The sequence below is a fragment of the Hydrogenophaga crocea genome (genome assembly GCF_011388215.1).
Lineage (GTDB): Bacteria > Pseudomonadota > Gammaproteobacteria > Burkholderiales > Burkholderiaceae_C > Hydrogenophaga > Hydrogenophaga crocea.
In genome coordinates, this window is the sequence record NZ_CP049989.1 from 3,106,373 (window position 1) to 3,130,244 (window position 23,872).

The window sequence follows — 23,872 nt, forward strand, 5'->3', positions numbered from 1 at the left end:
CGCCCCCTCCACCGACACGCGTCCCCGTGACCGCCCCCCGAACCCGCCGTCCCGCCACACCGCCGTCGCGCGCCGACGGCGTGTACGAACAGCTCAAGCGCGACATCGCCGACTTCCACCTGCTGCCGGGCGACCGCTTCACCGAGAACGAGTTGTGCGAGCGCCTGGGCGTGTCGCGCACGCCGGTGAGGCAGGCGCTGATCCGCCTGCAGCAGGAGGGCTTCGTGGAGGTGATGTTCCGCGCGGGCTGGCGCGTGCTGCCCTTCGACTTCAACCGCTTCGACCAGCTCTACGAACTGCGCCTGTTGCTCGAGACCGCGGCGGTGCAGCGCCTGTGCCAGCAGGACGGCCCGCCCGGCGCCCTGCTGCAGGGCCTGAAGGAGCAATGGATGGTGGCGGCGGCCGATCGCGAGACCGACCCGGCGCGGGTGGCCGCGATGGACGAGGCCTTCCACCAGGCGCTGGTGCGGGCCGCCGGCAACGACGAACTGTCGCGGGTGCACCAGGACGTGACCGAGCGCATCCGCATCATCCGGCGGCTGGACTTCCTCAAGCCGGTGCGCATCGATGCGACCTACGACGAGCACGCCAAGATCCTGCGCGCGGTGCTGGCGCACAACGCCGACCGCGCGGCGCTGCTGCTGCGCACGCACATCCAGACCAGCCAGGTGGAGGTGCGCAAGATCACCCTGCACCAGGTGTTTCTGGCGCGGCAGACGCCGGGCGGGTGAGCCGCGGCACGGGCACCCGTGCCGGCGCCCTGAAGAAACCCCGGCGCGCGATCTTAAGTTAATGCTAAGAATTATTCGCATTTAGAATCCGGCGCATGTCCACCCGGGAGACCCCCATGCGCCTGAAGACCACCGCCGCCGCCGCCCTGCTCTCGCTCGCCCTCGCCGCCCCCGTGTTCGCCCAGACCGCGGCCACCCCGGCCAGCGTCGCCGCGCACTACGCCACCCTGGTTCACGCCAACTACGAGGACACCCTCAACGCCGCCAAGGCCCTGCAGGACGCCGTCAAGGCCCTGACCGCCGCGCCCTCGCAGGCGAACCTCGACGCCGCCCGCAAGGCCTGGCTGGCCGCGCGCGAGTTCTACGGCCAGACCGAGGCCTTCCGCTTCTACGGCGGCCCGATCGACAACGACAACGGCCCCGAAGGCCGCCTCAACGCCTGGCCCATGGACGAGTCCTACGTCGACGCGGTGCAGGGCAAGGCCAACGCGGGCATCGTCAACAACCGCAAGCAGGCCATCACCAAGAAGGCGCTGTCGGCCCTCAACGAAAAAGGCGGCGAGGAAAACATCGCCACCGGCTGGCACGCCATCGAGTTCATGCTCTGGGGGCAGGACCTGTCCGAGACCGGCCCCGGCAACCGCAGCTTCGAGGACTTCGTCGACGGCAAGGCCCCCAACGCCGACCGCCGCCGCCAGTACCTGAACGTGGTCACCGAGCTGCTGGTCGACGACCTCGGCACCCTCGTGAAAGCCTGGGCCCCGAACGCGAAGAACAACTACCGCGCGCGCTTCGAAAAGGGCGGCAACGAGTCGCTGCGCAAGATGTTCGTCTCGCTGGGCTCGCTCTCGCGCGGCGAACTCGCGGGCGAACGCCTGGAAGTGGCGCTCGCCAGCCAGGACCAGGAGGACGAGCACAGCTGCTTCTCCGACAACACCCACCGCGACGCGGTGGCCAACGCCAAGGGCATCGAGAACGTGTGGCTGGGCCGCTACGTGCGCGCCGACGGCAGCACCCTGCAGGGCCCGAGCCTGCGCGACCTGGTGAACGCCAAGGACGCCGCGGTTGCCAGCAAGACCAGCCAGCAGATCCGCACCTCGGTGGAATCGGCCGAGGCCATTCCCGCGCCCTTCGACCGCGCGATCGTGATGGGCTCGGCGGGCCGGCCGAAGATCGAGGCCACCATCAAGAGCCTGACCGCGCAGTCCAACGACATCGTGTCGGCGGCGGCCGCGATCGGCATCCAGAAACTCACGCTGGTGCAGCCGTGAAGCGCGCGGCGGCGGTGCTGGGCCTGGCCATGGCGGTGGCCACCACGGTCGCGGCGGTGTCCGCGCCCGACGACGCCGCCACCGATGCGCCGGGCGAAAAGCCCGGCGGCGAGACCACCGTGTGGGCCACGGGCCAGAACGCGTTTTCGTTTCCCGCGGCCAACCTCAGCGATCCCGAGCGCACGCGCTTCGTGATCGGCAATTCCTTCTTCAAGCGCAACTGGGTCGAAGCGCCCGCGAGCACCAAGGCGCGCGACGGCCTGGGCCCCAACTTCATCGCGCGCTCCTGCGGCGCCTGCCATGCCATGGACGGCCGCGGCGAGCCGCCGTCGTGGCGGCGCGGCCTGTCCGACGAGAGCCCGCTCGCGCTGCTGATCCGCCTCTCGGTGCCGGGTACCGACGAACACGGCGGCCCGCGCCACGACCCGGTGTACGGCGACCAGCTCAACACCTCGGCGGTGCAAGGCGTGAAGCCCGAGGGCCGCGTGCGCCTGCGCTGGAGCGCGGTGCACGGGCGTTTTGCCGACGGCACGCGCTACACGCTGCAAAAGCCCGAGTACGTGATCGACCGCCTCGCCTACGGCCCGTTCGCGCCCGGCATCATGACCAGCCCGCGCGTCGCGCCGCAGATGATCGGCGTGGGCCTGCTCGAGGCCATTCCCGAACAGGCCATCCTGGACAACGCGCGCGCGCAGGCCGAGGCAGACGGCCCGATCAAGGGCCAGCCCAACCGCGTGTGGGACGTGTTCGCGCAGCGCGAGATGCTGGGCCGCTTCGGCTGGAAGGCCAACGTGGCCACGCTCGCGCACCAGACCGCGGGCGCCTTCCACGGCGACATCGGCATCACCTCGGCGCAGTTCCCGCACGAAACCTGCACGCCCACGCAGACCGACTGCCTGGCCGCGCCCACCGGCGCGCGCAACGGCCAGCCCGAGATCGACGCCAAGACCCTCGACGACGTGGTGTTCTACCAGGCCACGCTCGCGCCGCCCGCGCGCCGCAATGCCCGCGATCCGCAGGTGCTGCGCGGCCAGCAGCTGTTCGCGCAGGCGCAGTGCGCGGTCTGCCACCGGCCCTCGTACACCACCGCCGAAGGCCCGTTCCCGCGACTCACCAGCCCGGCGCTCAAGGGACAGACCATCTGGCCCTACACCGACCTGCTGCTGCACGACATGGGCGAGGCACTGGCCGATGGCCGCCCCGACTTCCTCGCCAACGGCCGCCAGTGGAAGACGCCGCCGCTGTGGGGCATCGGCCTGTTCAAGGACGTGAACGGCCACACCAAACTGCTGCACGACGGCCGCGCCAACGGCGTGCTCGAAGCGGTGCTGTGGCACGGCGGCGAGGCCGAGGCCAGCAAGCAGCAGGTGCTGGGGTTCAGCGAGGCCGACCGCCGCGCGCTCGTGAAATTCGTGGAGAGCCTGTGATGCGCATCCGCCCCCTGATCGCCGCCCTGTGCTGCGCCCCCACGCTGCTGTGGGCGCAGATCGCCGTGCCCTACTACCACTCGGAAGACGCGCTCGCGGGACTGTACGCGGGCCACAGCGCGCCGCGCGCGCGCGCCTTTGCCGAGCGCGCGCCCGAGCTCGTGGCCGCGCTGCAGGCCCATTGCAGCGGCCCGGGCGCGCTCGCGCCCGCGCGCCAGGCCTGGACGCAGACCATGCTCGCCTGGGAACGCCTGGCCGCGGTGGCCGTGGGGCCGCTGGTCGAGCGCCGCTCGCTGCGCGAGATCGACTTCCAGCCGCTGCGCCCCGAGCTGCTCAAGCGCATGCTCGCGCGCGAGCCGAAAACGCCCGAGGACTTCGAGCGCGTGGGCACGCCGGCCAAGGGCCTGCCCGCGATCGAGCACCTGCTGTGGACCGCGCCCGCGGCGCCGCGCACGCCCGCCTGTGGCTACGCGGTGCTGGCCGCGCAGGCGGTGCAGCGCGAGGCCGAGGCCCTGCGCAGCGCCTTCGACGCGCTGGCCGCCACGCCGCCAGAAGAAGAAGACGCGGTCGCCCCCTTCGTGGAGTTCGTGAACCAGTGGCTCGGCGGGCTGGAACGCCTGCGCTGGGCCAGCCTGGAAAAACCGCTGCGCGAGGCCGCCACGCGCGGCGGCGCGCCCGCCTTCACGCGCGAGGCCAGCGGCCAGACCGGCGCGGCCTGGGCCGCCGACTGGGCCGAGCTGCGCGCGCTCGCGCGCCAGCCCGACGCCGGCGCCCCGCCCATCGCCACCGCACCGGGCACGCAGGCGCCGATCAGCATCGAGTCCTACCTGCGCGGACGCGGGCACCTCGCGCTGGCCGACCGCTGGCACAACGCCGTCGACGCGGCCGACCGCGCGATGCAGGGCCTGAACCCCGCACGGCCCGCGTCGGTCGAGGCCACGGCGCGCGCGCTCAAGGGCCTGACCGCGCTGATGCAGGCCGAGGTGGCCGCGGGCATGGAAGTGAGCCTGGGGTTCTCCAGTGCCGACGGCGATTGACATGCCCGCGGGTCTGACACGGCGCGCGCTGCTGGCCTGGCTGGGCGCGGCGGCCTGCGCGCCGGCATTCGCCCAGGACGGCGGCACCCTGCTCGCCGCAAGCTGGCTCGAAGGCGACCGCCACCTCGCGGGCCTGCTGCGCCTGGACGGCACGGGCCTGCAGGTGCAGGCCGCGCTGGCGCTGCCCACGCGCGCGCACGGCCTGGCGGTGGAGAGCGGTGACGGCGCGCCCAGCGTGCTGCTGGCCGCGCGCCGCCCGGGCGACTGGCTGCTGCGCTGGCAGCCCGCGAGCGGCCACACCACCTGGCACTGGGTCGACGACGACCGCGTGCTCAACGGCCACGTGCGCCGCTCGCCCGACGGCCGCGCGGTGTGGACCACCGAGACCGACCAGGCCGATGCGAGCGGCCTGATCGGCGTGCGCGACGCCGCCACGCTGCGCAAGACCGGTGAATGGCGCACGCACGGCATGGACCCGCACGCGATGCTGGTGCTGCCCGAGGCCCTGGGCGGTCTGGCCGCGGGCACGCTGGTCGTGGCCAACGGCGGCATTCCCACGCAGAGCGAAACCGGCCGCAGCCACCGCGATCTCTCGCGCATGGACCCCTCGCTGGTGGCACTGCACCCGGGCACGGGCGCGCTGCTTGGCCAGTGGCGGCTGGGCGACCCGCGCCTGAGCATCCGCCACCTGGCCTTCGACCCCGTGGGCCGGCGCGTGGGCATCGCGCTGCAGGCCGAGCACGACGACGAGGCCCGCCGCCGCGACGCCCCGCTGCTGGCCACCTGGGACGGCCGCGCGCTCACGGCCGCGCCGCCCATGGCGGGCGCGCTCGGCTACGGCGGCGACATCTGCGCGCGCGCGGGCGGCGGCTTCTGGCTCAGCGCCACGCGCGCCAACCAGCTGCTCGGCCTCTCGCCGCAGGGCGAGCTGGTGGACCGCATCGCGCTGCCCGCGGCGGGCGCGCTCGCGGCGCGCGAGGGCCATGCCTGGGCCGGCGGCGACGCCGCGCTGTGGCGCGACGTCGGCAGCGCGCCGGCCACCGCGCTGCGCTTCGACAACCACTGGGCGCTCGCCTGAGCCGTGGCGCGCCGCAGCGCCCGCGGCCGGGCGCTCACCAGGGCAGCGGCGCGCGTTCGAGCGAGCGTTCGAGCGTGGGCAGCGCGAGCAGGCCGGCGTCGAGCTGGGCCTGCAGGCCGGTCTGCAACGCGGCCACGAGCGCGGGCGCAAGGCCGGCCGGCGCCTGCTGGAGCAAGGCCTGGGCCGTGCTCAGGTCGTTGAGCTCGCCGAGCAGGGCCTGGGCCTCGGCCAGGCCGGCGGTGCTGCGCGCGGCGCGGCGCGGCGGGAGCACGCCGCTCAGGAATTCCTGCGTGTAGCGCAGCCGCTTGAGCGCCAGCCGCAGCTCGTGGCGGCCCTCGGGCCCGAGGCGGCGCGCCTCGCGCGCCTGTTCGCGCAGCCGCGCGTGCCCGTCGTGCAGGTGGGCGCGGGCCCAGGCCGACAGCCCGCCCGCGGGCGCGCGGCCCGCCACCGGCAGGGCCAGCAGCGAGCGCGTGAAGGCCAGCACCGCGAGCGCGTGGTCGGGCGCGGCCAGCGCCGCCACCGCCGCGCGCTGGGCCGCCTGGCGCTGCGCGCGCACCCAGGCGCGCAGCGCCGCGGCGTCCGCGCGCGCGTCCGGCTCGGGCAGCAGCGTGGGCAGGGCCTCGGTGTCGAAGACGTCCCAGTTGCGCGCGGCGCCGAGCACGTGCGCCAGCTCTTTCCAATGGGTCGACCAGTACCGCACCCAATCGGCCGGCAACTGCGCGCGGAACAGGCGCAGGCCGGTGCGCAGGCGGCGCAGGGCCACGCGCGCCTGGTGCACGAATTCGGGGTCGGGCAGCTGGCGTGCGTCGCGGGCGGCGTCGAGCAGGCCCTCTTCGTTGGCCTGCAGGTGCTGCAGGGCCGCGAGGCAGGCGAGCCGGCAGGCCTCGCGCACGGGCATGGCGTCGTGCAGCGCGATCGGCGCCGCCTTGTGCGGCGCCGGGCGTTCGCCCTGGAACAGCGCGTAGCCGCGCTCGGCCTTGCTGCGCTGCGCGGGGCGCAGCCGCAGCGCGCGGTCGTGGTGGCCGTCGGGGCCGAGCACCAGGGTGTGCGCGAGATCGAGCAGCGCGTCCACCGGGCCGTCGAGCAGTTCGAGTTCAAACTCGAGCAGGGGCGCACGCCGCACCGCCGAGCCGCTGCCCGAGCGCAGCTCCCCCTGGTCGAGCGCGATCTCGATGCGCGCGCCGGCGTGCGACACGAGCCAGGTGCGGCGCGTGAAATCGGTGTGGAACACGGGCACCAGCGCGCCGGCCCAGGCGTCGAGCTGCCGCGCGAGCGCGGCGTCGTCGACGAAGCGCGCGAAGCGCAAGGCCCCGCGCGGCCGCGGCACCTCCCACTCGCCGCGGCGCGACAGGCCGCCCACCGAGCTGCCCGCGGTCTTCACGGTGAGCAGGGTGCGCGCGCCCACGCGGCGCTCGCGCACGGCCATGCGCGCGGCGCGCAGTTCGAGCGCGGGCGTGTCGAAGTAGGTGTTGAGCAGCCGCTGGCCGGGCCGTGCGCCCGAGCGCAACAGCGGGTGCGCGAGCAGGCGCGGCAGGTCCTGCGGGTGCAGGCTGAGCTTGAGTTCGGTTTCCTGGGCCATGGGTTCGCGCGCTGGGGGCACGACCATAACCTACAACTTGTAACGCGGCGATGTCCGGCTCGGCCAACAATCGCCAGCCGCGCGACCGCGTGCGCGGCCTGCGACAGGAGACATGCCCATGAACATCCCGAACCTGAAAACCGGCCTCAAGGCCCTCCTCCTGGGCGGCCTGGCGGCGCTGCTGGTGGCCTGCGGCGGCGGCGGGGGCGGCGGCGGGGGCGGCGGCTCGGCCGGCAGCGGTACCCTGCGCGTGGCGCTCACCGACAACCCCGCCTGCGGCTACGACGAGGTGGTGGTGACGGTGCGCGAGGTGCGCGTGAACCAGAACGCCGCGGCCGACAACGACCCGGGCTGGCAATCGATCCCGGTGAGCCCGCCGCTCACCGTGGACCTGCTGGACTACACCAACGGTGCGCTGCTCGAGCTCGGCCAGACCCGCCTGCCCGCGGGCCGCTACACCCAGCTGCGCCTGGTGCTCGACGCCAACACCGGCGTGCTCGCCGACCGCAACTGGATCGTGCTCTCGGGCAACCCGGGCGTGCGGGTGCCGCTGAAGACGCCGAGCGGCCAGACCTCGGGCCTGAAGATCAACACCAGCCTGGACGTGCAGCCCAATGGCCTGACCGACGTGGTGCTGGACTTCGACGCCTGCAAGTCGGTGGTGGTGGCGGGCAGCTCGGGCCAGTACCTGCTCAAGCCGGTGCTGCGCACGCTGCCGCGCGTGGACACCGGCGTGACGGGCGAGGTCTCGCTGGCCGCGGCGGCGGCCGGCGCCACGGTGTCGCTGCAGCAGAACGGCGAGGTGCGCCGCGCCACCGTGCCCGACGCCAATGGCGCCTTCAAGCTGCAGCCGGTGGAGCCCGGCGAGTACACCCTGGTGGTGGCCACGCCGGGGCGCGCCACCGCCGCGGTGCGCAATCTGCTGGTCTTCAGCGGCCAGCTCGCGCGCGTGGCGCCCGCGGGCGAACGCATCGACCCGCCCGCCTCGGCCAGCGCGGCCTTCACCGGCACTGTCACCATCACCCCCACGCCCACCGAGATCGAGGCCGACGTCGCGCTGCGCCAGTCCCTCACCAGCGGCGACGTGGTCACGCTGGTGGACCGCCGCGTCAACGCCGTCACGGGCGCCTATGCCTATGGCGGCGTTGCCGTGGAGGCCCCGCGTGTGGCCCAGCACGCGGCCGGCGCCAGCCTGAGTTTCAACGCCGACAACGCGGCCGCGGGCCGCTTCGAGCTGCGCGCCACCACGGGCGGCAGCGCCAAGACCGCCGGTCCCCTGAGCGCGGGCGCGGGCGCCACCGTGAACCAGGATTTCGCCTTCCCTTGACACCCGGAGTTTTCGACATGACCCGATACATCCCCCACGCCCTGCTGAACACCCTGGCGCTGGGCCTGGCACTGGCGCTGGGCGCCGCGCCGGCCCTGGCCGAAAAGCCCGAGCACGCCGGCGGCGGCAAGCACAAGGAACACAAGCACAAGCCCGAGCGCGAGGGCCGCGGCGAACGCGAGTTCCGCGGCGAGCGCGACGACGGGCCGCGCCGCGCCGTCTCGGGCGGCGACCGCACCAACGTGTCGGTCAACATCCAGATCGGCAGCTATTTCACCGCGCCGCAGCGGCGCGCCGTGGTCGAGTACTACGAGCCGCAGTTCCGCGCCGGCCATTGCCCGCCGGGTCTGGCCAAGAAGCGCAACGGCTGCATGCCGCCGGGCCAGGCCAAGAAGTGGCGCACCGGCTACCCGCTGCCGCGCGACGTCGTCTACTACCCGGTGCCCGCCGACATCGCGATCCGCCTGGGCACGCCGCCGGCCGGCCACAAGTTCGTGCGCGTGGCCACCGACATCCTGCTGATCGCCGTGGGCACGGGCTTGGTGATCGACGCCATCGACGACCTGGGCCGGCTCTGAGGCCGGCCGCCGCACCGCGCGCCGCTCAGAGCAGCCGCGCGAGGTAGCGGCCGGTGTGGCTGTCGGGGCAGGCCGCGACCTGCTCGGGCGTGCCCTGCGCCACCACCGTGCCGCCGCCCGAGCCCCCTTCGGGGCCCATGTCGATCACCCAGTCGGCGGTCTTGATGACGTCGAGGTTGTGCTCGATCACGACGATGGTGTTGCCCGCGTCGCGCAATTGGTGCAGCACCTTGAGCAGCAGCTCGATGTCGGCAAAGTGCAGGCCGGTGGTGGGCTCGTCGAGGATGTAGAGCGTGCGGCCGGTGTCGCGCTTGCTGAGTTCGAGCGCGAGCTTCACGCGCTGCGCCTCGCCGCCCGACAGCGTGGTGGCGGCCTGGCCGAGCTGGATGTAGCTCAGGCCCACGTCGAGCAGGGTCTGCAGCTTGCGCCGCAGCGTGGGCACGGCGCTGAAGAAGTCGTGTGCCTGCTCCACCGTCATGGCCAGGATCTGCGCGATGTTGCGGCCCTTGTAGAGCACCTCGAGCGTTTCGCGGTTGTAGCGCTGGCCGTGGCAGACCTCGCAGGGCACGTAGACGTCGGGCAGGAAGTGCATCTCGACCTTGACCACGCCGTCGCCCTGGCAGGCCTCGCAGCGGCCGCCCGCCACGTTGAACGAGAAACGGCCCGGGCCGTAGCCGCGTTCGCGTGCGGTGGGCACCTCGACCATGAGCTCGCGGATGCCGGTGAACAGGCCGGTGTAGGTGGCCGGGTTGCTGCGCGGCGTGCGGCCGATGGGCGACTGGTCGACGTTGATGACCTTGTCGAAGCCTTCGATGCCCTCGATCGCGTCGTGCGGCGCGGGCTCGTCGTGTGAGCGGTAGAGCGTGCGCGCCACCGCGGCGTACAGCGTGTCGTTGACCAGCGTGGACTTGCCCGAGCCCGACACGCCCGTGACGCAGGTGAAGAGGCCGACCGGGATGTCGACGCTCACGTTGCGCAGGTTGTTGCCCCGCGCACCCACCACGCGCAGCGCGGCGCCGCCCGTGGCCGCGGCCGGCGCGGGCGCGGCGGCGCGCGGGCCGGCCGGGAACCGCGGCCGGCGCGCCGCGGGTTCTTCGGCGCGCGCGGCGGAGGCGGCGGAGGCGGGCGGCTGCCACGCGGTGCGCTGCGCGGGCACCTCGATGCGGCGCGCGCCGCTCAGGTACTGGCCGGTGAGCGAGTCGGGGCTGGCCAGCACCTCGGCGTAGCTGCCCTGGGCCATCACGCGGCCGCCGTGCACGCCCGCGCCCGGGCCCATGTCGACGATGTGGTCGGCGGCGCGGATCATGTCCTCGTCGTGCTCGACCACGATGACCGAATTGCCGAGGTCGCGCAGGTGCTGCAGGGTGGCGATGAGGCGGTCGTTGTCGCGCTGGTGCAGGCCGATGCTGGGCTCGTCGAGCACGTACATCACGCCCGTGAGCCCGCTGCCGATCTGGCTCGCGAGCCGGATGCGCTGCGCCTCGCCGCCCGACAGCGTGTCGGCGCTGCGTTCGAGGCTCAGGTAGTTCAGGCCCACGTTGTTGAGGAACTTCAGGCGCTGGCGGATTTCCTGGATCACGCGCGCCGCGATCTCGCCCTTGGCGCCGGGCATGACGAGCTCGGCGAACCACTGCTGCGCCTCGCCGAGTGTGACGTGGCCGATCTGGTGGATGGCGCGGCGCTGCGCGCCTTCGCCCACGAACACGTGGCGCGCCTCGCGGCGCAGCCGAGCGCCGCCGCAGTCGGGGCAGGGCTGGCTCGCGCGGTAGCGCGCGAGCTCTTCGCGCACGGTGATGCTGTCGGTCTCGCGCCAGCGGCGCTCGAAGTTGTGCACCACGCCTTCGAAGGGGTGCTTCTTGTTGACTTTCTTGCCGCCGCGTTCGCCGCCGTCGAGCGCGTAGCTGAAGCGCACGGCTTCGTCGCCCGAGCCGTGCAGCACCACCTGGCGCACCGCCTCGGGCAGGTCTTCCCAGGGCGCTTCGGGATCGAAGCCGTAGTGCGCGGCCAGGCTTTCGATGAGCGCGTAGTAGTGGCCGTTGCGGCGGTCCCAGCCCTTGATGGCGCCGCTGGCCAGGCTCAGCGAGGGAAAGGCGACGATGCGCGCGGGATCGAAGAACTCGGTGTGGCCCAGGCCGTCGCAGGTGACGCAGGCGCCGATGGGCGAGTTGAACGAGAACAGCCGCGGCTCGAGCTCGCTCACGGTGTAGTGGCACAGCGGGCAGGCGAAGCGCGCGGAGAAAGCGTGCTCGGCGCCGCTGTCGGTGTCGAGCGCGATGGCGCGGCCGTCGGCCAGGCGCAGGGCGGCCTCGAAGCTTTCGGCCAGGCGCTGGCGCTGCGGGTGCGCGGCGTCGTCTTCGCCCGCGGCGCGCACCTTCAGGCGGTCGATCACCACGTCGATGTCGTGCTTGTCGTTCTTGCGCAGCGTGGGCAGCTGGTCGGCCTCGATCACCTGGCCGTCAACGCGGAAACGCACGTAGCCCTGGGTCTGCATGTCGGCGAACAGCTCGGTGAACTCGCCCTTTCGGGCGCGTGCCACGGGGGCCAGGATCATGAGCCGCGTGCCCTCGGGCAGCGCGAGCGTGGTGTCGACCATCTGGGCCACGCTCTGCGCGGCCAGCGGCAGGTCGTGGTCGGGGCAGTGCGGCGTGCCGGCGCGCGCGTAGAGCAGGCGCAGGTAGTCGTGGATCTCGGTCACCGTGCCCACGGTGGAGCGCGGGTTGTGGCTGGTGGCCTTCTGCTCGATCGCGATCGCCGGCGCCAGGCCTTCGATCAGGTCGACGTCGGGCTTGTCCATGAGCTGCAGGAACTGCCGCGCATAGGCCGAGAGGCTTTCCACGTAGCGGCGCTGGCCCTCGGCGTAGAGGGTGTCGAAGGCCAGGCTGGACTTGCCCGAGCCCGACAGGCCGGTGATCACGACCAGCCGGTGCTTGGGCAGGTCGAGATCGATGTTCTTGAGGTTGTGCGTGCGCGCGCCGCGCACCGAGAGCACGGCGCTGCGCTGGCGCAGCGCTTCACCGAGGTAGCGTGCATCGGCCTCATGGACGGTGGGAGCGTCGGCGGGCCGGTCGGTGGGCGGGTAGGAATTCAAGATGTCCGGGGGGCGTCGGAGACAACCCGGCATGATAAGCCGCGGCCGTCGGCCGGGCCGGCCACCCCGGACGGCCCGCCGCCTTGATCGACAATACGCGGCTGACCTCCCGCTCCCTCGCCGTTCCCTTGAGCTCCTCGCGCACCGCCTCCCCCGACACCGCCTCCGCGGGCCCCACGCCGCAGCGCATGACCCCGGCCGAGCGCCGCAGCAGCGCCGCGCTGGCCGGCGTGTACGCGCTGCGCATGCTGGGCCTGTTCATCGTGCTGCCGGTTTTCGCGCTGCAGGCGCGGCACTACCCGGGCGGCGACGACCCGGCGCTGGTGGGCCTGGCCATGGGCATCTACGGCCTCACGCAGGCGCTGCTGCAGGTGCCGCTGGGCATGGCCTCGGACCGCCTGGGCCGCAAGCCGGTGATCCTGGCCGGGCTCGCGCTGTTCGTGCTGGGCAGCGTGGTGGCGGCCTGGGCGCCCACCATGGCCTGGCTGGTGGCGGGCCGGGCGCTGCAGGGCGCGGGCGCGGTGTCGGCCGCGGTCACGGCGCTGCTGGCCGACCTCACGCGCGACGCGGTGCGCACCAAGGCCATGGCGCTGGTGGGCATCAGCATCGCGCTCATGTTCGCGCTGTCGCTGGTGGCGGCGCCGCTGCTGGTGAGCTGGGTGGGCCTGTCGGGCCTGTTCGCGGTCACGGCCGGCCTGTCGCTCACCGCCATGGCGGTGGTGGCCTGGGTGGTTCCGCCCGAGCCGGTGCACGCCCCGGGCGCGCCGCGTGCGCGCCTGGCCGAGGTGCTGCGCAACACCGAGCTGCTGCGCGTGGACCTGGGCGTGTTCGTGCTGCACGCCGCGCAGATCATGACCTGGCTCTCGGTGCCGGCGCTGCTGGTGCAGGCCGGGCTGCCCACCGCGCAGCACTGGCAGGTCTACCTGCCGGCCGTGCTGGCCTCGCTGCTGATCGTGGGCGGCCTGCTGTTCCGCCTCGAGCGCAAGGGGCTGTTCCGCGCCGTGTACCTGGGCGCGATCGCCCTGATCGGCCTGGTGCAGCTCGGCTTCATCGGCCAGTTGCACGCGCCCAGCCTGGCGGTGCTGGGCGTGCTGCTGTGCCTGTACTTCGTGGGCTTCAACACCCAGGAGGCGGGCCAGCCCAGCCTGGTTTCGCGCCTGGCGCCCGCGCAGCAGCGTGGCACCGCGCTGGGCATCTACAACACGCTGATGTCGCTGGGCATTTTTGCCGGCGGCGCGGTGGGCGGCGTGGTGGCACGGGTCTGGGGGCCGGTGGGCATCTTCGCGCTGAGCACCGCGCTGGTGGTGCTGTGGCTCATCGCCGCCTGGCCCATGAAGCCCATGGCGCTCGACTCAGCGCGGCGCTGAAGCGCCTTCGTCGGCGGGCTCGCGCAGCGGGCGCATCATGAGCTGCGCCATGGTGCTGTAGAGCGGCCGGCTGATCATGCGCGAGACCAGGCTCGCGAGCAGCGCGCAGGCGATCAGGCTCAGCACCATGCTGTGGCCTTCGGTCATCTCCATCACGATGATCATGGCCGTGATCGGGGCCTGCGTGACCGCGGCGAGCAGCGCACACATGCCGAGCGCGATCAGCGCCGTGCCGTGGGGCAAGCCCAGCAGCCAGGCCACATCGGCCGCCACGCCCGCGCCCAGCGAGAGGCTGGGGCCGAACACCCCGCCCGGCACACCGGCCCAGGCCGACAGCCAGGAGGCGGTGAACTTCAGAAAGGTGAACAGCAGCGGCTGGTGGGCCGCCGTGGCGTCGCCGCCGGCGTCCAGCAAGGCCCGGGTGTGTTCGTGGCCCACGCCCACCGCGCTGCCGCCGCTGACCACCGCGATCACGCCCACAGCCAGGCCGCACAGCGCCGCGAACGCCACCGGGCGCTTGCGGCGGTAGGCGCAGAAGCGGTCGGGCGTGCCGCGGAACGAGGCCAGCATCAGCCGCGAGAGCAGGCCGCCGATGAGGCCGCAGGCGATGGCCACCAACAGCCCCGGGCCGAGCAGCGCCCACCACGACACGCCGGCCGTGCTCACGCGGCCGAACGTCGAGAGGTTGCCGAAGGCCGACACCGCCACCAGGCCGGCGATCACGATGGCGGTGAGCATCAGGCCGCTGCTGCGCTCGGTGATGCGCCGCGACAGCTCTTCGATGGCGAACACGATGCCGCCCAGCGGCGTGTTGAAGGCCGCGGCGATGCCGGCCGCGCCGCCGGCCACGAGCAGCTCGCGATCGCTGATGCCCGAGCCCGGCGAGAGCCAGCGCCGCGCGTGCAACATCACGCCTGCGGCCACCTGCACCGACGGCCCCTGCCGCCCCACCGACAGCCCGGCCAGTTGCGCGCCCGACACCGCCAGCACCTTGGCGATGCTCACCTTGAGCGAGACGAAGCGCGAGCGCGCCGCGATCGGTGTGGCGGGGTCGAGCGCCACCAGCACCTGCGGCACGCCCGAGCCGCCCGCGCCCGGCGCCCAGCGCCGCACCGCCCACACGACGGAGGCCGTGACCGCCGGCGTCCAGACCAGCGGCGCCCACCAGGCGAGCTGTCGCAGCCCGTTGTAGAAGGCGGTGGCGGCGTCGGCAAGCACGGTGAGCGCCACCACGGCCAGGCCCGCGAGCACCGCGTAGACCAGCACGGTCACGCGGTCCAGCCAGTGCCGGCCGCTGCCGATCTCGGCGCGCAGGTTCTGGAGAAAATCGGGTTCGCCCTTCATGAGCCGGACAGTGTAGAAGCCCCGCGTGCGGCCACCTGGCGCGCGACCGGCTTGCGGCACAATGGCCGACCGGTTTTCCCGCGCGACCACGCGCACGCACCCTCAGGACTTCCCGCCATGGCATCCGTCAACAAAGTCATCCTCGTCGGCAACTGCGGCCGCGACCCCGAGATCCGCTACCTGCCCTCGGGCCAGGCCGTGGCCAACGTGAGCGTGGCCACCTCCAGCCGCCGCAAGGACCGCAACAGCGGTGAGACGGTGGAAGACACGCAATGGCACCGCGTCACCTTCTACGACCGCCTCGCCGAGATCGCGGGCGAGTACGTCAAGAAGGGCCGCCCGATCTACGTCGAAGGCCGCCTCAAGTACGGCAAGTACACCGACCAGTCCGGCGTCGAGCGCAACACGGTGGACATCATCGCCACCGAACTGCAATTGCTCGGTGGCCGCGAAGGCATGGGCGGCGGCCAGGACGAAGGCGGTGGCGGTGGTGGCGGCTACGCCCGCAACACCGGCGGTGGCGGCGGTGGCGGCGGTGGCGGCGGTGGCCGCCCGGCCGCGGCCGCCCCGCGCCAGGCCCCGGCCGCCCCCGCGCCCGCACCGGCCCGTCAGTCGAGTGGCTTCGACGATATGGACGATGACATTCCTTTCTGATTTCCCGCAAAGCGCGTAATCTGGCCCATCGCTGCAACGCGATGGGCTTTTTTGTGGGTTTTTTCCCGATCTTCCCCCATACGTCCAGCGATACGAATTCATACCAAGGTACTATCAGCCAAGGGAGTCCATCACCACAAGGTGAATGCATGCGTTGTACTGACGCGTGCGCATTCCTGCTGATGAGGTCAACCATGATTCGAGTGGTCGTTGCCGAAGATCACGCCTTGGTGCGTCAAGGCATTTCCATGCTGCTGCAGGCCGCGGGCGGCTTCCAACTGGTCGCCGAAACCGCCAAGGGCAGCGACGTCGAGCTGCTGGTGCAGTTCCACAAGCCCGACCTGCTGCTGCTGGACCTCGCGCTCAGCGACAGCTCGGGCATCGAGGTGGCGCGCCGGGTGCGGCGGGTCGCACCGGCCGTGCGCATCCTCGTGGTCACGGGCAACGTGTACCCGGGCTCGGTGGCCAATGCCTTCAGCGCCGGGGCCAACGGCTTCGTGCTCAAGCACGAACAGGGCTCGGAGCTGCTCGACGCGATCCAGACCGTGATGACGGGCCGCCAGTACGTGAGCGCCCAGGTGGCGCGTGGCCTGGACAGCTCGGCCAGCAAGCGCCCGAACGCCACCGGACTGCCGCAGACGCTCACGCGGCGCGAGCAGCAGATCGTGCGGCTCATCGCGCGCGGCAGCACCAACCAGGAAATCGCCGACAGCCTGCACATCAGCGTGCTCACCGCGCGCAAGCACCGGCAGAACGTGATGCTCAAGCTCGGCCTGCACAACGGCGCCGAGATCGCCGCTTACGCGATGCAGTCGGGCCTCATGGAAGCGCCCGACATCGAGTCCAACCTCTGAGCCACGCAGCGCCCTGCGGCACCGGGGACACCGATGGTTTCGAAATACTGCTGCCGCGTTATTGGGACGCACCCGACGCGTCCGGATACTGCCGCCCACACTGAACATTCGTTCAGTGCCCCCCGGTTCGTCCAACCGCCAACGAGGCACCCCATGTGAGCGGCGACCTCCGGCACCGTGACGGACCGCCCGGGCAGCCGGCCGCCACGGTGCCGCGCTGGCCGGGCCGTGGAGCCCTGGAGCCGATCGATGCCGCTGCATGACGCCCGCCTCCTGCTGTGGTCCCTGCTGCCCGGCCGGGCCGCGCTGCTCTCGCGCACGGCGACGGTGCTGGCCTGCTCCAGCGGCTGGGAGCGGCAGTGGCCGCGCACCGACGGCGACTGGCGCCAGCACCTGAGCGACGACAGCCGCTGCCGCCTGCTCGACGCCCTCTCCCGCCCGCAAGACCTGGACATCGCGCTGGAGATCGCGGGTGCACAGCACCGGTTCGGCCACTGGCGCTGCGTGGGTGCCTGGGACCCCGCGCTGCAGGCCCATGCCTGCCACGCGGTGGACGTGACGGCGCAGGAACAGCAGCGGCTCGATGCGCGCCTGATGAGCGAACGCATCCACCTGCTGTTCGACCAGTTGCCCATGCAGGTGGCCTACTTCGGCCCGCCGCCCGCAGCCCGCTGCCTGTTCGCCAACGACAGCTTCGCGCGCTGGATGGGCTTCGAGCGGCACGAGATCGTGGGCAAGGCAGCGCAGGAGATCCTGCAGGAGGAGGACCGGCGCTGGCTTGAAAGCGTGATCCCCGCCTACGGCGCGGGCGGCGAGAACCTCATGCTCGCCTACAGCCGCCGCGGGCCGCAGGGCCGCCTGCGCCACTTCGAGGTGTCGATCGCGGGTGACCAGGACGCCCAGGGCCGCACCTGCGGCTTCGTGGTCGCGATGGCCGACGTGACCGAGCGCCGCCTCGCCGAAGACTCGCTGCGCCGCTCGCAGGAACGCCTGGCGCGCTTCCTCGAAATCAGCGCCGAGGGCGTGTTCTTCCACCGCGACGGGGTGATCACCGACGCCAACCCCGCGGCCTGCCGTCTCCTGTCGCTCACGCACACGGAGCTGATCGGGCGCTCTGCGCTGTCGCTGCCGCAGGACGCCAACCGGCGCTGGTCGCACCTGCGCATCCACAGCGGCGCCGAGACCACCATCGAAACGCAGATGCTCGACGGCCACGGCCAGGCGGTGCCGGTCGAGCTCATCGGCCGCTCCATGACGCACCAGGACGAGCGCCAGCGCATGACCGTGCTGCGCGACATGCGCGACCGCCAGGCGGCGCAGGCGCGCATCCACACGCTGATCGAGGACCTGCGCTCGCAGAAGGACCGCGCCGAGGCCGCCGACCGCGGCAAATCCGTCTTCCTCGCCGCCGCCAGCCACGACCTGCGCCAGCCCATCCACGCCATGGGCCTGTTCCTCTCCGCCCTGCGCGCCATGGCACAGGCCCCCGCCGTGCGCCAGGGTGAGCTCGCCGAGATCTGCCGCCGCATGCAGTCCTCCCTGGACAGCCTCGGCCAGCTCCTGAACATGCTGCTCGACGTCTCCCGCCTGGACGCCAACGCCGTGCAGGTCCAGCTCGAACCCACCCCGCTCGAGCCCCTCTTCGCCGAACTCGAGCAGGAGTTCACCGACCTCGCCCGCGAAAAAGGCCTGCGCCTGCACGCCGCCCCCTGCACCGCCTGGGTCCGCACCGACGCCACCGTGCTGCGCCGCATCCTCTCCAACCTCGTGGCCAACGCCGTGCGCTACACCCAGCACGGCCGCATCCTGCTCGGCGCGCGCCGCCGCCCCGGCCACATCGAGATCCAGGTCTTCGACAGCGGCATCGGCATCGCACCCGAGCAGCTCGACGCCATCTTCGAAGAGTTCTACCAGGTCGGCCAGTCCCGCGCCGCGCGCGACGAGGCCCACGGCCTGGGCCTGGGCCTGTCCATCGTGCAGCGCTCGGCCCGGCTGCTCGACGCCCCCCTCACGGTGCGCTCCACCCTGGGCCGCGGCTCGGCCTTCTCCATCACCCTGCCCGCCTGCGCCCCAGAGCCCCGCCGCCCGGGCGCCGAGGCCTCCGCCGCCCCCCAGCCCGGCCAGCGCAACGTGCTCGTCATCGACGACGACGAGCAGGTCCTCATGGGCATGCAGCAGCTCCTGCAGGTCTGGGGCCACCGCGTCTGGTGCGCCCCCAGCGCCGATCAGGCCGTGCTGCTGGCCATCGAACACGCCGCCGACATCGACCTGCTGCTCAGCGACTACCGCCTGGGCGGCAACACCACCGCCGTGCAGGCCATCGCCGCCGTGCACGCCTGCCTGGGCCGCACCGTCCCCACCTTCATCCTCACTGGCGACACCTCCCCACAGCGCATCCAGGAAGCCTCCGAACTCGGCTTCCCCCTCCTGCACAAACCCGTCGACGCCAATGCGCTGCTCGGCACCCTGGCGCTGCCCGCATGAACAGCGACGCCCTGCCGACCGACCATGACTTCTGGCGCTCGCTGCCCGGCATGGTGCTGCTGTTCGACCACAGCGGCCGGCTGATCTGCGAAAGCGACCCCTGCCGCGAGCAGCTCGGCCTGATGCGCCACGGCAGCGACTGGCTCGAACACGTCGACCCCGCCGACGCCGGCCGGGTGCGCGACTTCATGGACAACGAAGACGAATTCGAGACCGACATCACCTGCTTCACGCCGGCGGCCCAGGGCCACGCCTCGCGGCGGCAGCTGCGCCTGTGTGCGCGCCACGAGCCCGCGCTGCAGGCCTGGCTGGCCTGGCTGGTCGACCTCTCGGGCCACCACCGCCGCTGCGTCGAAGCGCGCGAGGAGCAAGTCTTCCTGCGCAACTTCTGCGACGCCGTGCCCGTGATGATGTCGTTCTACGACCGCAACCTCGTGCTGCAGTACGCGAACCGTGCCTATGCGCAGCAGGACGCGCAGGTCGACCGGCTGCAACAGGGCCTGCACGTGTCCGACGTGCTGGGCATCACCGGCGACCTCGGCGCGCAGTTGCAGCACAAGGTGGCCACCGAGAACGTCGCGGTGGATTGCCGGCGCAGCATCCGCCGGCCCGATGGCACGCCCCGCTGGGTCGACGTGTCGCTGGTGCCCATCAACAGCAGCACCGGCCAGTTCCTGGGCACGGCCGCGCTGGCCCTGGACGTGACGCGCCAGCACGAGACCCAGACCGCGCTGCTGGAGTCCGAGGCGCGGCTCAACCAGTTCTTCGGTGCGAACGCCGAGGGCCTGGTGTTCCACGAGAACGGCATCGTCCTCGATGCCAACCCCGCGGCCTGCAAGCTCCTGGGCCAGAGCGTGTCGGCGCTGCTGGGCACCTCGCTGGTGGAGCGCTTCGACGCCGTGGACCGCCCCGCCGTTCGGCAACTGATGCTCGCCACCGACGACCGCCTGCTCGACGCCTTCCTCAACAGCGAACAGCAGGGCACGATCCCGGTCGAACTCATGGCGCGTTCGTTGTGGCGCGATGGCGAGCGCCTGCACGCGGTGGTCATCCGCGACATGCGCGACCGCCAGGCGGCGCAGGCGCGCATCCACACGCTGATCGAGGACCTGCGCTCGCAGAAGGACCGCGCCGAGGCCGCCGACCGCGGCAAGTCCGTCTTCCTCGCCGCCGCCAGCCACGACCTGCGCCAGCCCATCCACGCCATGGGCCTGTTCCTCTCCGCCCTGCGCGCCATGGCACAGGCCCCCGCCGTGCGCCAGGGCGAGCTCGCCGAGATCTGCCGCCGCATGCAGTCCTCCCTGGACAGCCTCGGCCAGCTCCTGAACATGCTGCTCGACGTCTCCCGCCTGGACGCCAACGCCGTGCAGGTCCAGCTCGAACCCACCCCGCTCGAGCCCCTCTTCGCCGAGCTCGAGCAGGAGTTCACCGACCTCGCCCGCGAAAAAGGCCTGCGCCTGCACGCCGCCCCCTGCACCGCCTGGGTCCGCACCGACGCCACCGTGCTGCGCCGCATCCTCTCCAACCTCGTGGCCAACGCCGTGCGCTACACCCAGCACGGCCGCATCCTGCTCGGCGCGCGACGCCGCCCCGGCCACATCGAGATCCAGGTCTTCGACAGCGGCATCGGCATCGCCCCCGAGCAGCTCGACGCCATCTTCGAAGAGTTCTACCAGGTCGGCCAGTCCCGCGCCGCGCGCGACGAGGCCCACGGCCTGGGCCTGGGCCTGTCCATCGTGCAGCGCTCGGCCCGGCTGCTCGACGCCCCCCTCACGGTGCGCTCCACCCTGGGCCGCGGCTCGGCCTTCTCCATCACCCTGCCCACCTGCGACCCCGCACCCCTGCGCCCCGGCGCCGAGGCCCCCGCCGCCCCCCAGCCCGGCCAGCGCAACGTGCTCGTCATCGACGACGACGAGCAGGTCCTCATGGGCATGCAGCAGCTCCTGCAGGTCTGGGGCCACCGCGTCTGGTGCGCCCCCAGCGCCGATCAGGCCGTGCTGCTGGCCATCGAACACGCCGCCGACATCGACCTGCTCCTGAGCGACTACCGCCTGGGCGGCAACACCACCGCCGTGCAGGCCATCGCCGCCGTGCACGCCTGCCTGGGCCGCACCGTCCCCACCTTCATCCTCACCGGCGACACCTCCCCCCAGCGCATCCAGGAAGCCTCCGAACTCGGCTTCCCCCTCCTGCACAAACCCGTCGACGCCAATGCCCTGCGGGGCGCGCTCGCGGCCTGACCGCGGCCGGATCGCGCCGCGCTGGCATGATCGCGCCTTCGCGCTCGACGCCCTTGCCCCCATGACCCAGACCTCCCGCCCCGCGCGCCGACCGCGCCCCGCCAAGCCCCAGGCACCCGCCGCCCCGCGCCACCCGCTGCTCGCGCAGCTCGCGGCATGGCACCCCGCGCTGTTCGGCGAGGAACCCCGCCCGCTCAAGCGCGGCATCTATGAAGACCTGCTGGCCGCGCACGGCGACGCCGTGAAGGCCGAAGACCTCAAGGCCGCGCTCGCGCTGCACACGCGCAGCACGCGTTACCTCAATGCCGTGGGCTCGGGCCAGCCACGCCGAGGGCTCGACGGCCAGGTGGTCGAGGCGGTGGCGCCCGACCAGCGCCACCACGCGCTGCTCGAAGTGCACCGGCGCCGCCAGCAGCGCAGCAGCGAAGACCTGCGCCCGCAGCTGCAGCAGCGCATCGCGCGCGCGTTCGAACAATCGGGGCTCGGCCGCGAGGCCTACGCGGTGCTGGTGCGCGGCCGCGACGAAGCGCTGAACGCGGTCACCGAGGCCGCGCTCGACGAAGCCAGTGCGCGCATCGCGCGCGAGGCCGCGCTGCTGCGCGCCTTCGAGGCCAGCGGACAAGACCTGGCCGCCTTCGCCAGCGGCTACGGCCTGGCCGAAGACGAGGCCCGCCGCATGCTGGAGCGCGCGCGGCAACGGCGATGAGCCGCTGATCCGCCCCGGCCTCAGGCCGGCCGCGTGAACACCGTGAGCACGCCGGTGTAGCCGTAGAGCCGGTGGTGGGCGATCTCGCCGCCGGCAAAAAAGCCCACCAGCGGCACGTCGCCCAGCGCGTGGCGCACCACCTGGAGCTCGGCGCTCGGCCCGCCGAAATGCGGACCGCCGCGGCCCGCGCAGCTCACGTACACCGCGCCCGCGATGCTGCGCGCCGGCCGCGGCGACAGCTCGAGCTCGGCCTCGCCGCTGCCGATCAGCACCTCTTCGGGTTCGAGCTCCTCGCGCAGTTCGGCGCACACGCGCACCAGGTCGGCACGGGCCGCCCGCACGTGGCGCTCGCAGAACGCCAGCCGCGTCCCCACGGGCGCGAGATCGGCCACCGCCACGCCGCGGCGCGCCGGATCGAGGCCGATCAGGTGCCGCACCAGCACCTCCTGCCCGAAGGCGCCGCGCAGGCGCGCGGCTTCGCTGTCGCCCACTTCCACGCCATCGGGTTCGGAGCGCGTGAGCCCCACCAGCGTGTTGCGCAGGCGCGGCATGGCGTGCTCGGGGTGGTCAAGCGAGATGCGCAGCTCGCGCAGCAGCACGTCGAGCGCGGGCTCGCCGTCCAGCCGCAGCACCAGGTTGCCTTCGGCCTCGGTGACCCGGTGCTCGGGCGCGACGGGCTGCGCCCCTTGGGTCACACGCGACACGATGTCCACGCCGCGCGCGAAGGCCACGCCGCTCAGGCCACCGTGGAACACGCCGCTGGCCGCGCCCTGGCCGCTGAGATTGCCGGTGCTGCCGAGTGCGAACTGCACCGTGGCGCTGCGGCTGCCGGCCAGGCCGCCGAACAGGTAGCCGCTGCCGGTGCGCTCGGCCATCTCGTGGATCAGCTCGGCCAGCTCGGGCGTGCCGCCGTCGGCGTGCACCAGCGCCGTGTGGGCCGAAAAGCCGTCGCCCGCGTCGGCGCGGCCGCTCACCGAGAGCGGCGCGACACCGCTGAACACGCGGTACTGGTCGGGGCTCAGGTCGCACAGCATCAGCGCCATCGCGGGCTCGTCGAAGTACTCGACGTTGTTGGCCGACACCCCCACGCCCACGGTGCCGGCCCAGTCGGTCACCTCGGGCAGTTCGGCGCTCAGGCATTCGAGGATGGCCTGGGCCTCGGTGGCGTAGTGGTCGGTGATGTAGAGCAGGCCCAGCGAGGGCTGGCTCGCGTGATCGGGCAGGGCCATCTGGGCGCGCAACTGCGCCACCACCATGGCCGCGGCCATGCGCCACTGCGGGTGCGTGGCGTGCGCGTGGGGAAATCGTTTCATCGGTTCAGCGGGAGGCGCGGGCCTTGCGGGCCGGCGGGGCTTTCTTCGCGGGCGTGGGTGAGAGCGCACGCGCGGCCTTGCGCGCGGCCTGGCCGGCCAGGCCGGTGGCGGTCTTCACCGCGGCACCGCCGAGGCCGCTGGCAACCTGGCGCGTGGTGTCGAGCGCGGTCTGCTTGGCCACGTCCTTCAGGGCGTTGCTGGCGATCTGCTGGAATTGTTGCGACAGCGCGCCCCACCACTGCACCGGGTCGACCACGCCGGCCGGCTGGGCCGGTGCGGCCGCCGCCGTGGCCTTCCTGGCCGCGGGCTTGCGGGTCTTGCGCGCGGGCTTCGCGGGGGCGTCGGCCGCGCTGTTGTGGCGCGGCGCCACCTCGAGGCCGGCGAACTTGCTGGCCGGCGCGGGCGCTGCGGTGAAGCCGGCCACGGTGTCGGCGGCCTTGAGCTTGAGCGCATTGGCCACGTCGCCCATGCTGAAGTTCATCGACTTCAGGGTGGACAGCGTCATCTTCTGCACCTCGAGCGCCTGGATGGTCGCGCCCAGGGCCTTGGCGTTCTGGTCGAGCCAGAAGTGCACGGCCTTGAGCTCTTCGATGCGCTTCTCGAGCTCTTCGACGTTGAAGGTGGGCGCGACCCAGTGGCTCAGGTTGGGCATCTGGGGCAGGTTCTGCCCGATGCCCTGTGCCAGCCCGCCGGCGGCCTGCGTGGCCAGGTTCTGCAGGAAATCGAAACCCGGCACGAACTTGCCGAAGCCAGGGGCCGACGCATCGCTCATCGGAGTCTCCTCGAGGTGTTCC

18 protein-coding genes are annotated in these 23,872 nt (G+C 72.7%); 13 read left to right on the forward strand and 5 right to left on the reverse strand.

Annotated elements, in window-relative coordinates; translation table 11 throughout:
* The first annotated feature begins 26 nt into the window (after window positions 1-26).
* From G9Q37_RS14610 to G9Q37_RS14630, 5 genes are all read left to right on the forward strand, one after another.
* The gene (locus tag G9Q37_RS14610) at window positions 27-731 is read left to right on the forward strand and encodes a GntR family transcriptional regulator (protein ID WP_166228233.1); all 705 of its coding nucleotides are present in this window, start codon (window positions 27-29) and stop codon (window positions 729-731) included.
* Between the two features lie 116 nt (window positions 732-847).
* A complete protein-coding gene (locus G9Q37_RS14615; protein ID WP_166228235.1) occupies window positions 848-2,002 on the forward strand; it encodes an imelysin family protein in 1,155 nt (384 codons plus the stop codon).
* 29 nt (window positions 2,003-2,031) lie between these two features.
* Window positions 2,032-3,429: a di-heme oxidoreductase family protein gene (locus tag G9Q37_RS14620; RefSeq protein WP_166231329.1), complete on the forward strand. Its 1,398-nt coding sequence runs from the start codon at window positions 2,032-2,034 to the stop codon at window positions 3,427-3,429.
* A complete protein-coding gene (locus G9Q37_RS14625) occupies window positions 3,429-4,466 on the forward strand; it encodes an imelysin family protein (protein ID WP_166228237.1) in 1,038 nt (345 codons plus the stop codon). The genes G9Q37_RS14620 and G9Q37_RS14625 overlap by 1 nt, the downstream gene beginning before the upstream one ends.
* A gap of 1 nt (window position 4,467) precedes the next feature.
* Window positions 4,468-5,544 (forward strand): DUF1513 domain-containing protein, encoded by a 1,077-nt coding sequence (locus G9Q37_RS14630; protein ID WP_240936398.1) that lies wholly within the window; start codon window positions 4,468-4,470, stop codon window positions 5,542-5,544.
* Between the two features lie 34 nt (window positions 5,545-5,578).
* Here G9Q37_RS14630 and G9Q37_RS14635 read toward each other — a convergent pair whose 3' ends face one another.
* Window positions 5,579-7,150 (reverse strand): CYTH and CHAD domain-containing protein, encoded by a 1,572-nt coding sequence (locus G9Q37_RS14635; RefSeq protein ID WP_166228239.1) that lies wholly within the window; start codon window positions 7,148-7,150, stop codon window positions 5,579-5,581.
* Window positions 7,151-7,241: 91 nt separating this feature from the next.
* On the opposite strand from G9Q37_RS14635, the gene G9Q37_RS14640 reads away from it, so the two are divergent.
* Window positions 7,242-8,450 (forward strand): DUF4382 domain-containing protein, encoded by a 1,209-nt coding sequence (locus tag G9Q37_RS14640; RefSeq protein WP_166228241.1) that lies wholly within the window; start codon window positions 7,242-7,244, stop codon window positions 8,448-8,450.
* Window positions 8,451-8,467: 17 nt separating this feature from the next.
* Window positions 8,468-9,028 carry a hypothetical protein gene (locus tag G9Q37_RS14645; RefSeq protein ID WP_166228243.1) on the forward strand — a complete coding sequence of 187 codons (561 nt, stop codon included), beginning with the start codon at window positions 8,468-8,470 and terminating at the stop codon, window positions 9,026-9,028.
* A 25-nt stretch (window positions 9,029-9,053) separates the two neighbouring features.
* Here G9Q37_RS14645 and uvrA read toward each other — a convergent pair whose 3' ends face one another.
* Window positions 9,054-12,149, reverse strand: coding sequence for an excinuclease ABC subunit UvrA (uvrA, locus tag G9Q37_RS14650; protein WP_166228245.1), 3,096 nt, complete (start codon window positions 12,147-12,149; stop codon window positions 9,054-9,056).
* A 155-nt stretch (window positions 12,150-12,304) separates the two neighbouring features.
* Here uvrA and G9Q37_RS14655 point away from each other — a divergent pair, with 155 nt between their 5' ends.
* Window positions 12,305-13,483 (forward strand): MFS transporter, encoded by a 1,179-nt coding sequence (locus G9Q37_RS14655; protein ID WP_166231335.1) that lies wholly within the window; start codon window positions 12,305-12,307, stop codon window positions 13,481-13,483.
* Here the strand turns inward: G9Q37_RS14655 and G9Q37_RS14660 are convergent.
* Window positions 13,469-14,827, reverse strand: a complete 1,359-nt coding sequence (locus G9Q37_RS14660; protein ID WP_166228247.1) for a chloride channel protein — start codon at window positions 14,825-14,827, stop codon at window positions 13,469-13,471. The two genes, G9Q37_RS14655 and G9Q37_RS14660, sit on opposite strands and share 15 nt — an antisense overlap.
* Window positions 14,828-14,944: 117 nt before the next feature.
* On the opposite strand from G9Q37_RS14660, the gene ssb reads away from it, so the two are divergent.
* The 5 genes from ssb to G9Q37_RS14685 all read left to right on the forward strand — a co-directional run bounded on the left by ssb (window position 14,945) and on the right by G9Q37_RS14685 (window position 21,765).
* On the forward strand, window positions 14,945-15,481 hold the full coding sequence (gene ssb, locus G9Q37_RS14665) for a single-stranded DNA-binding protein (RefSeq protein ID WP_166228249.1): 537 nt from the start codon (window positions 14,945-14,947) through the stop codon (window positions 15,479-15,481).
* Between the two features lie 194 nt (window positions 15,482-15,675).
* A complete protein-coding gene (locus tag G9Q37_RS14670; RefSeq protein WP_166228251.1) occupies window positions 15,676-16,335 on the forward strand; it encodes a response regulator in 660 nt (219 codons plus the stop codon).
* Between the two features lie 249 nt (window positions 16,336-16,584).
* A complete protein-coding gene (locus tag G9Q37_RS14675; protein WP_166228253.1) occupies window positions 16,585-18,819 on the forward strand; it encodes a PAS domain-containing hybrid sensor histidine kinase/response regulator in 2,235 nt (744 codons plus the stop codon).
* Window positions 18,816-21,059 (forward strand): PAS domain-containing hybrid sensor histidine kinase/response regulator, encoded by a 2,244-nt coding sequence (locus G9Q37_RS14680; protein WP_166228255.1) that lies wholly within the window; start codon window positions 18,816-18,818, stop codon window positions 21,057-21,059. Before G9Q37_RS14675 ends, G9Q37_RS14680 begins: the two co-directional genes overlap by 4 nt.
* A gap of 61 nt (window positions 21,060-21,120) precedes the next feature.
* Window positions 21,121-21,765, forward strand: coding sequence for a ProQ/FinO family protein (locus G9Q37_RS14685; RefSeq protein WP_240936399.1), 645 nt, complete (start codon window positions 21,121-21,123; stop codon window positions 21,763-21,765).
* Between the two features lie 20 nt (window positions 21,766-21,785).
* On the opposite strand, the gene G9Q37_RS14690 is transcribed toward G9Q37_RS14685, so the two are convergent.
* Entirely contained in the window at window positions 21,786-23,078 is a 1,293-nt protein-coding gene (locus G9Q37_RS14690) for an FIST signal transduction protein (RefSeq protein WP_166228259.1), read from the reverse strand.
* A 4-nt stretch (window positions 23,079-23,082) separates the two neighbouring features.
* Window positions 23,083-23,850 (reverse strand): PhaM family polyhydroxyalkanoate granule multifunctional regulatory protein, encoded by a 768-nt coding sequence (locus tag G9Q37_RS14695; protein WP_240936400.1) that lies wholly within the window; start codon window positions 23,848-23,850, stop codon window positions 23,083-23,085.
* Window positions 23,851-23,872: the final 22 nt, after the last annotated feature.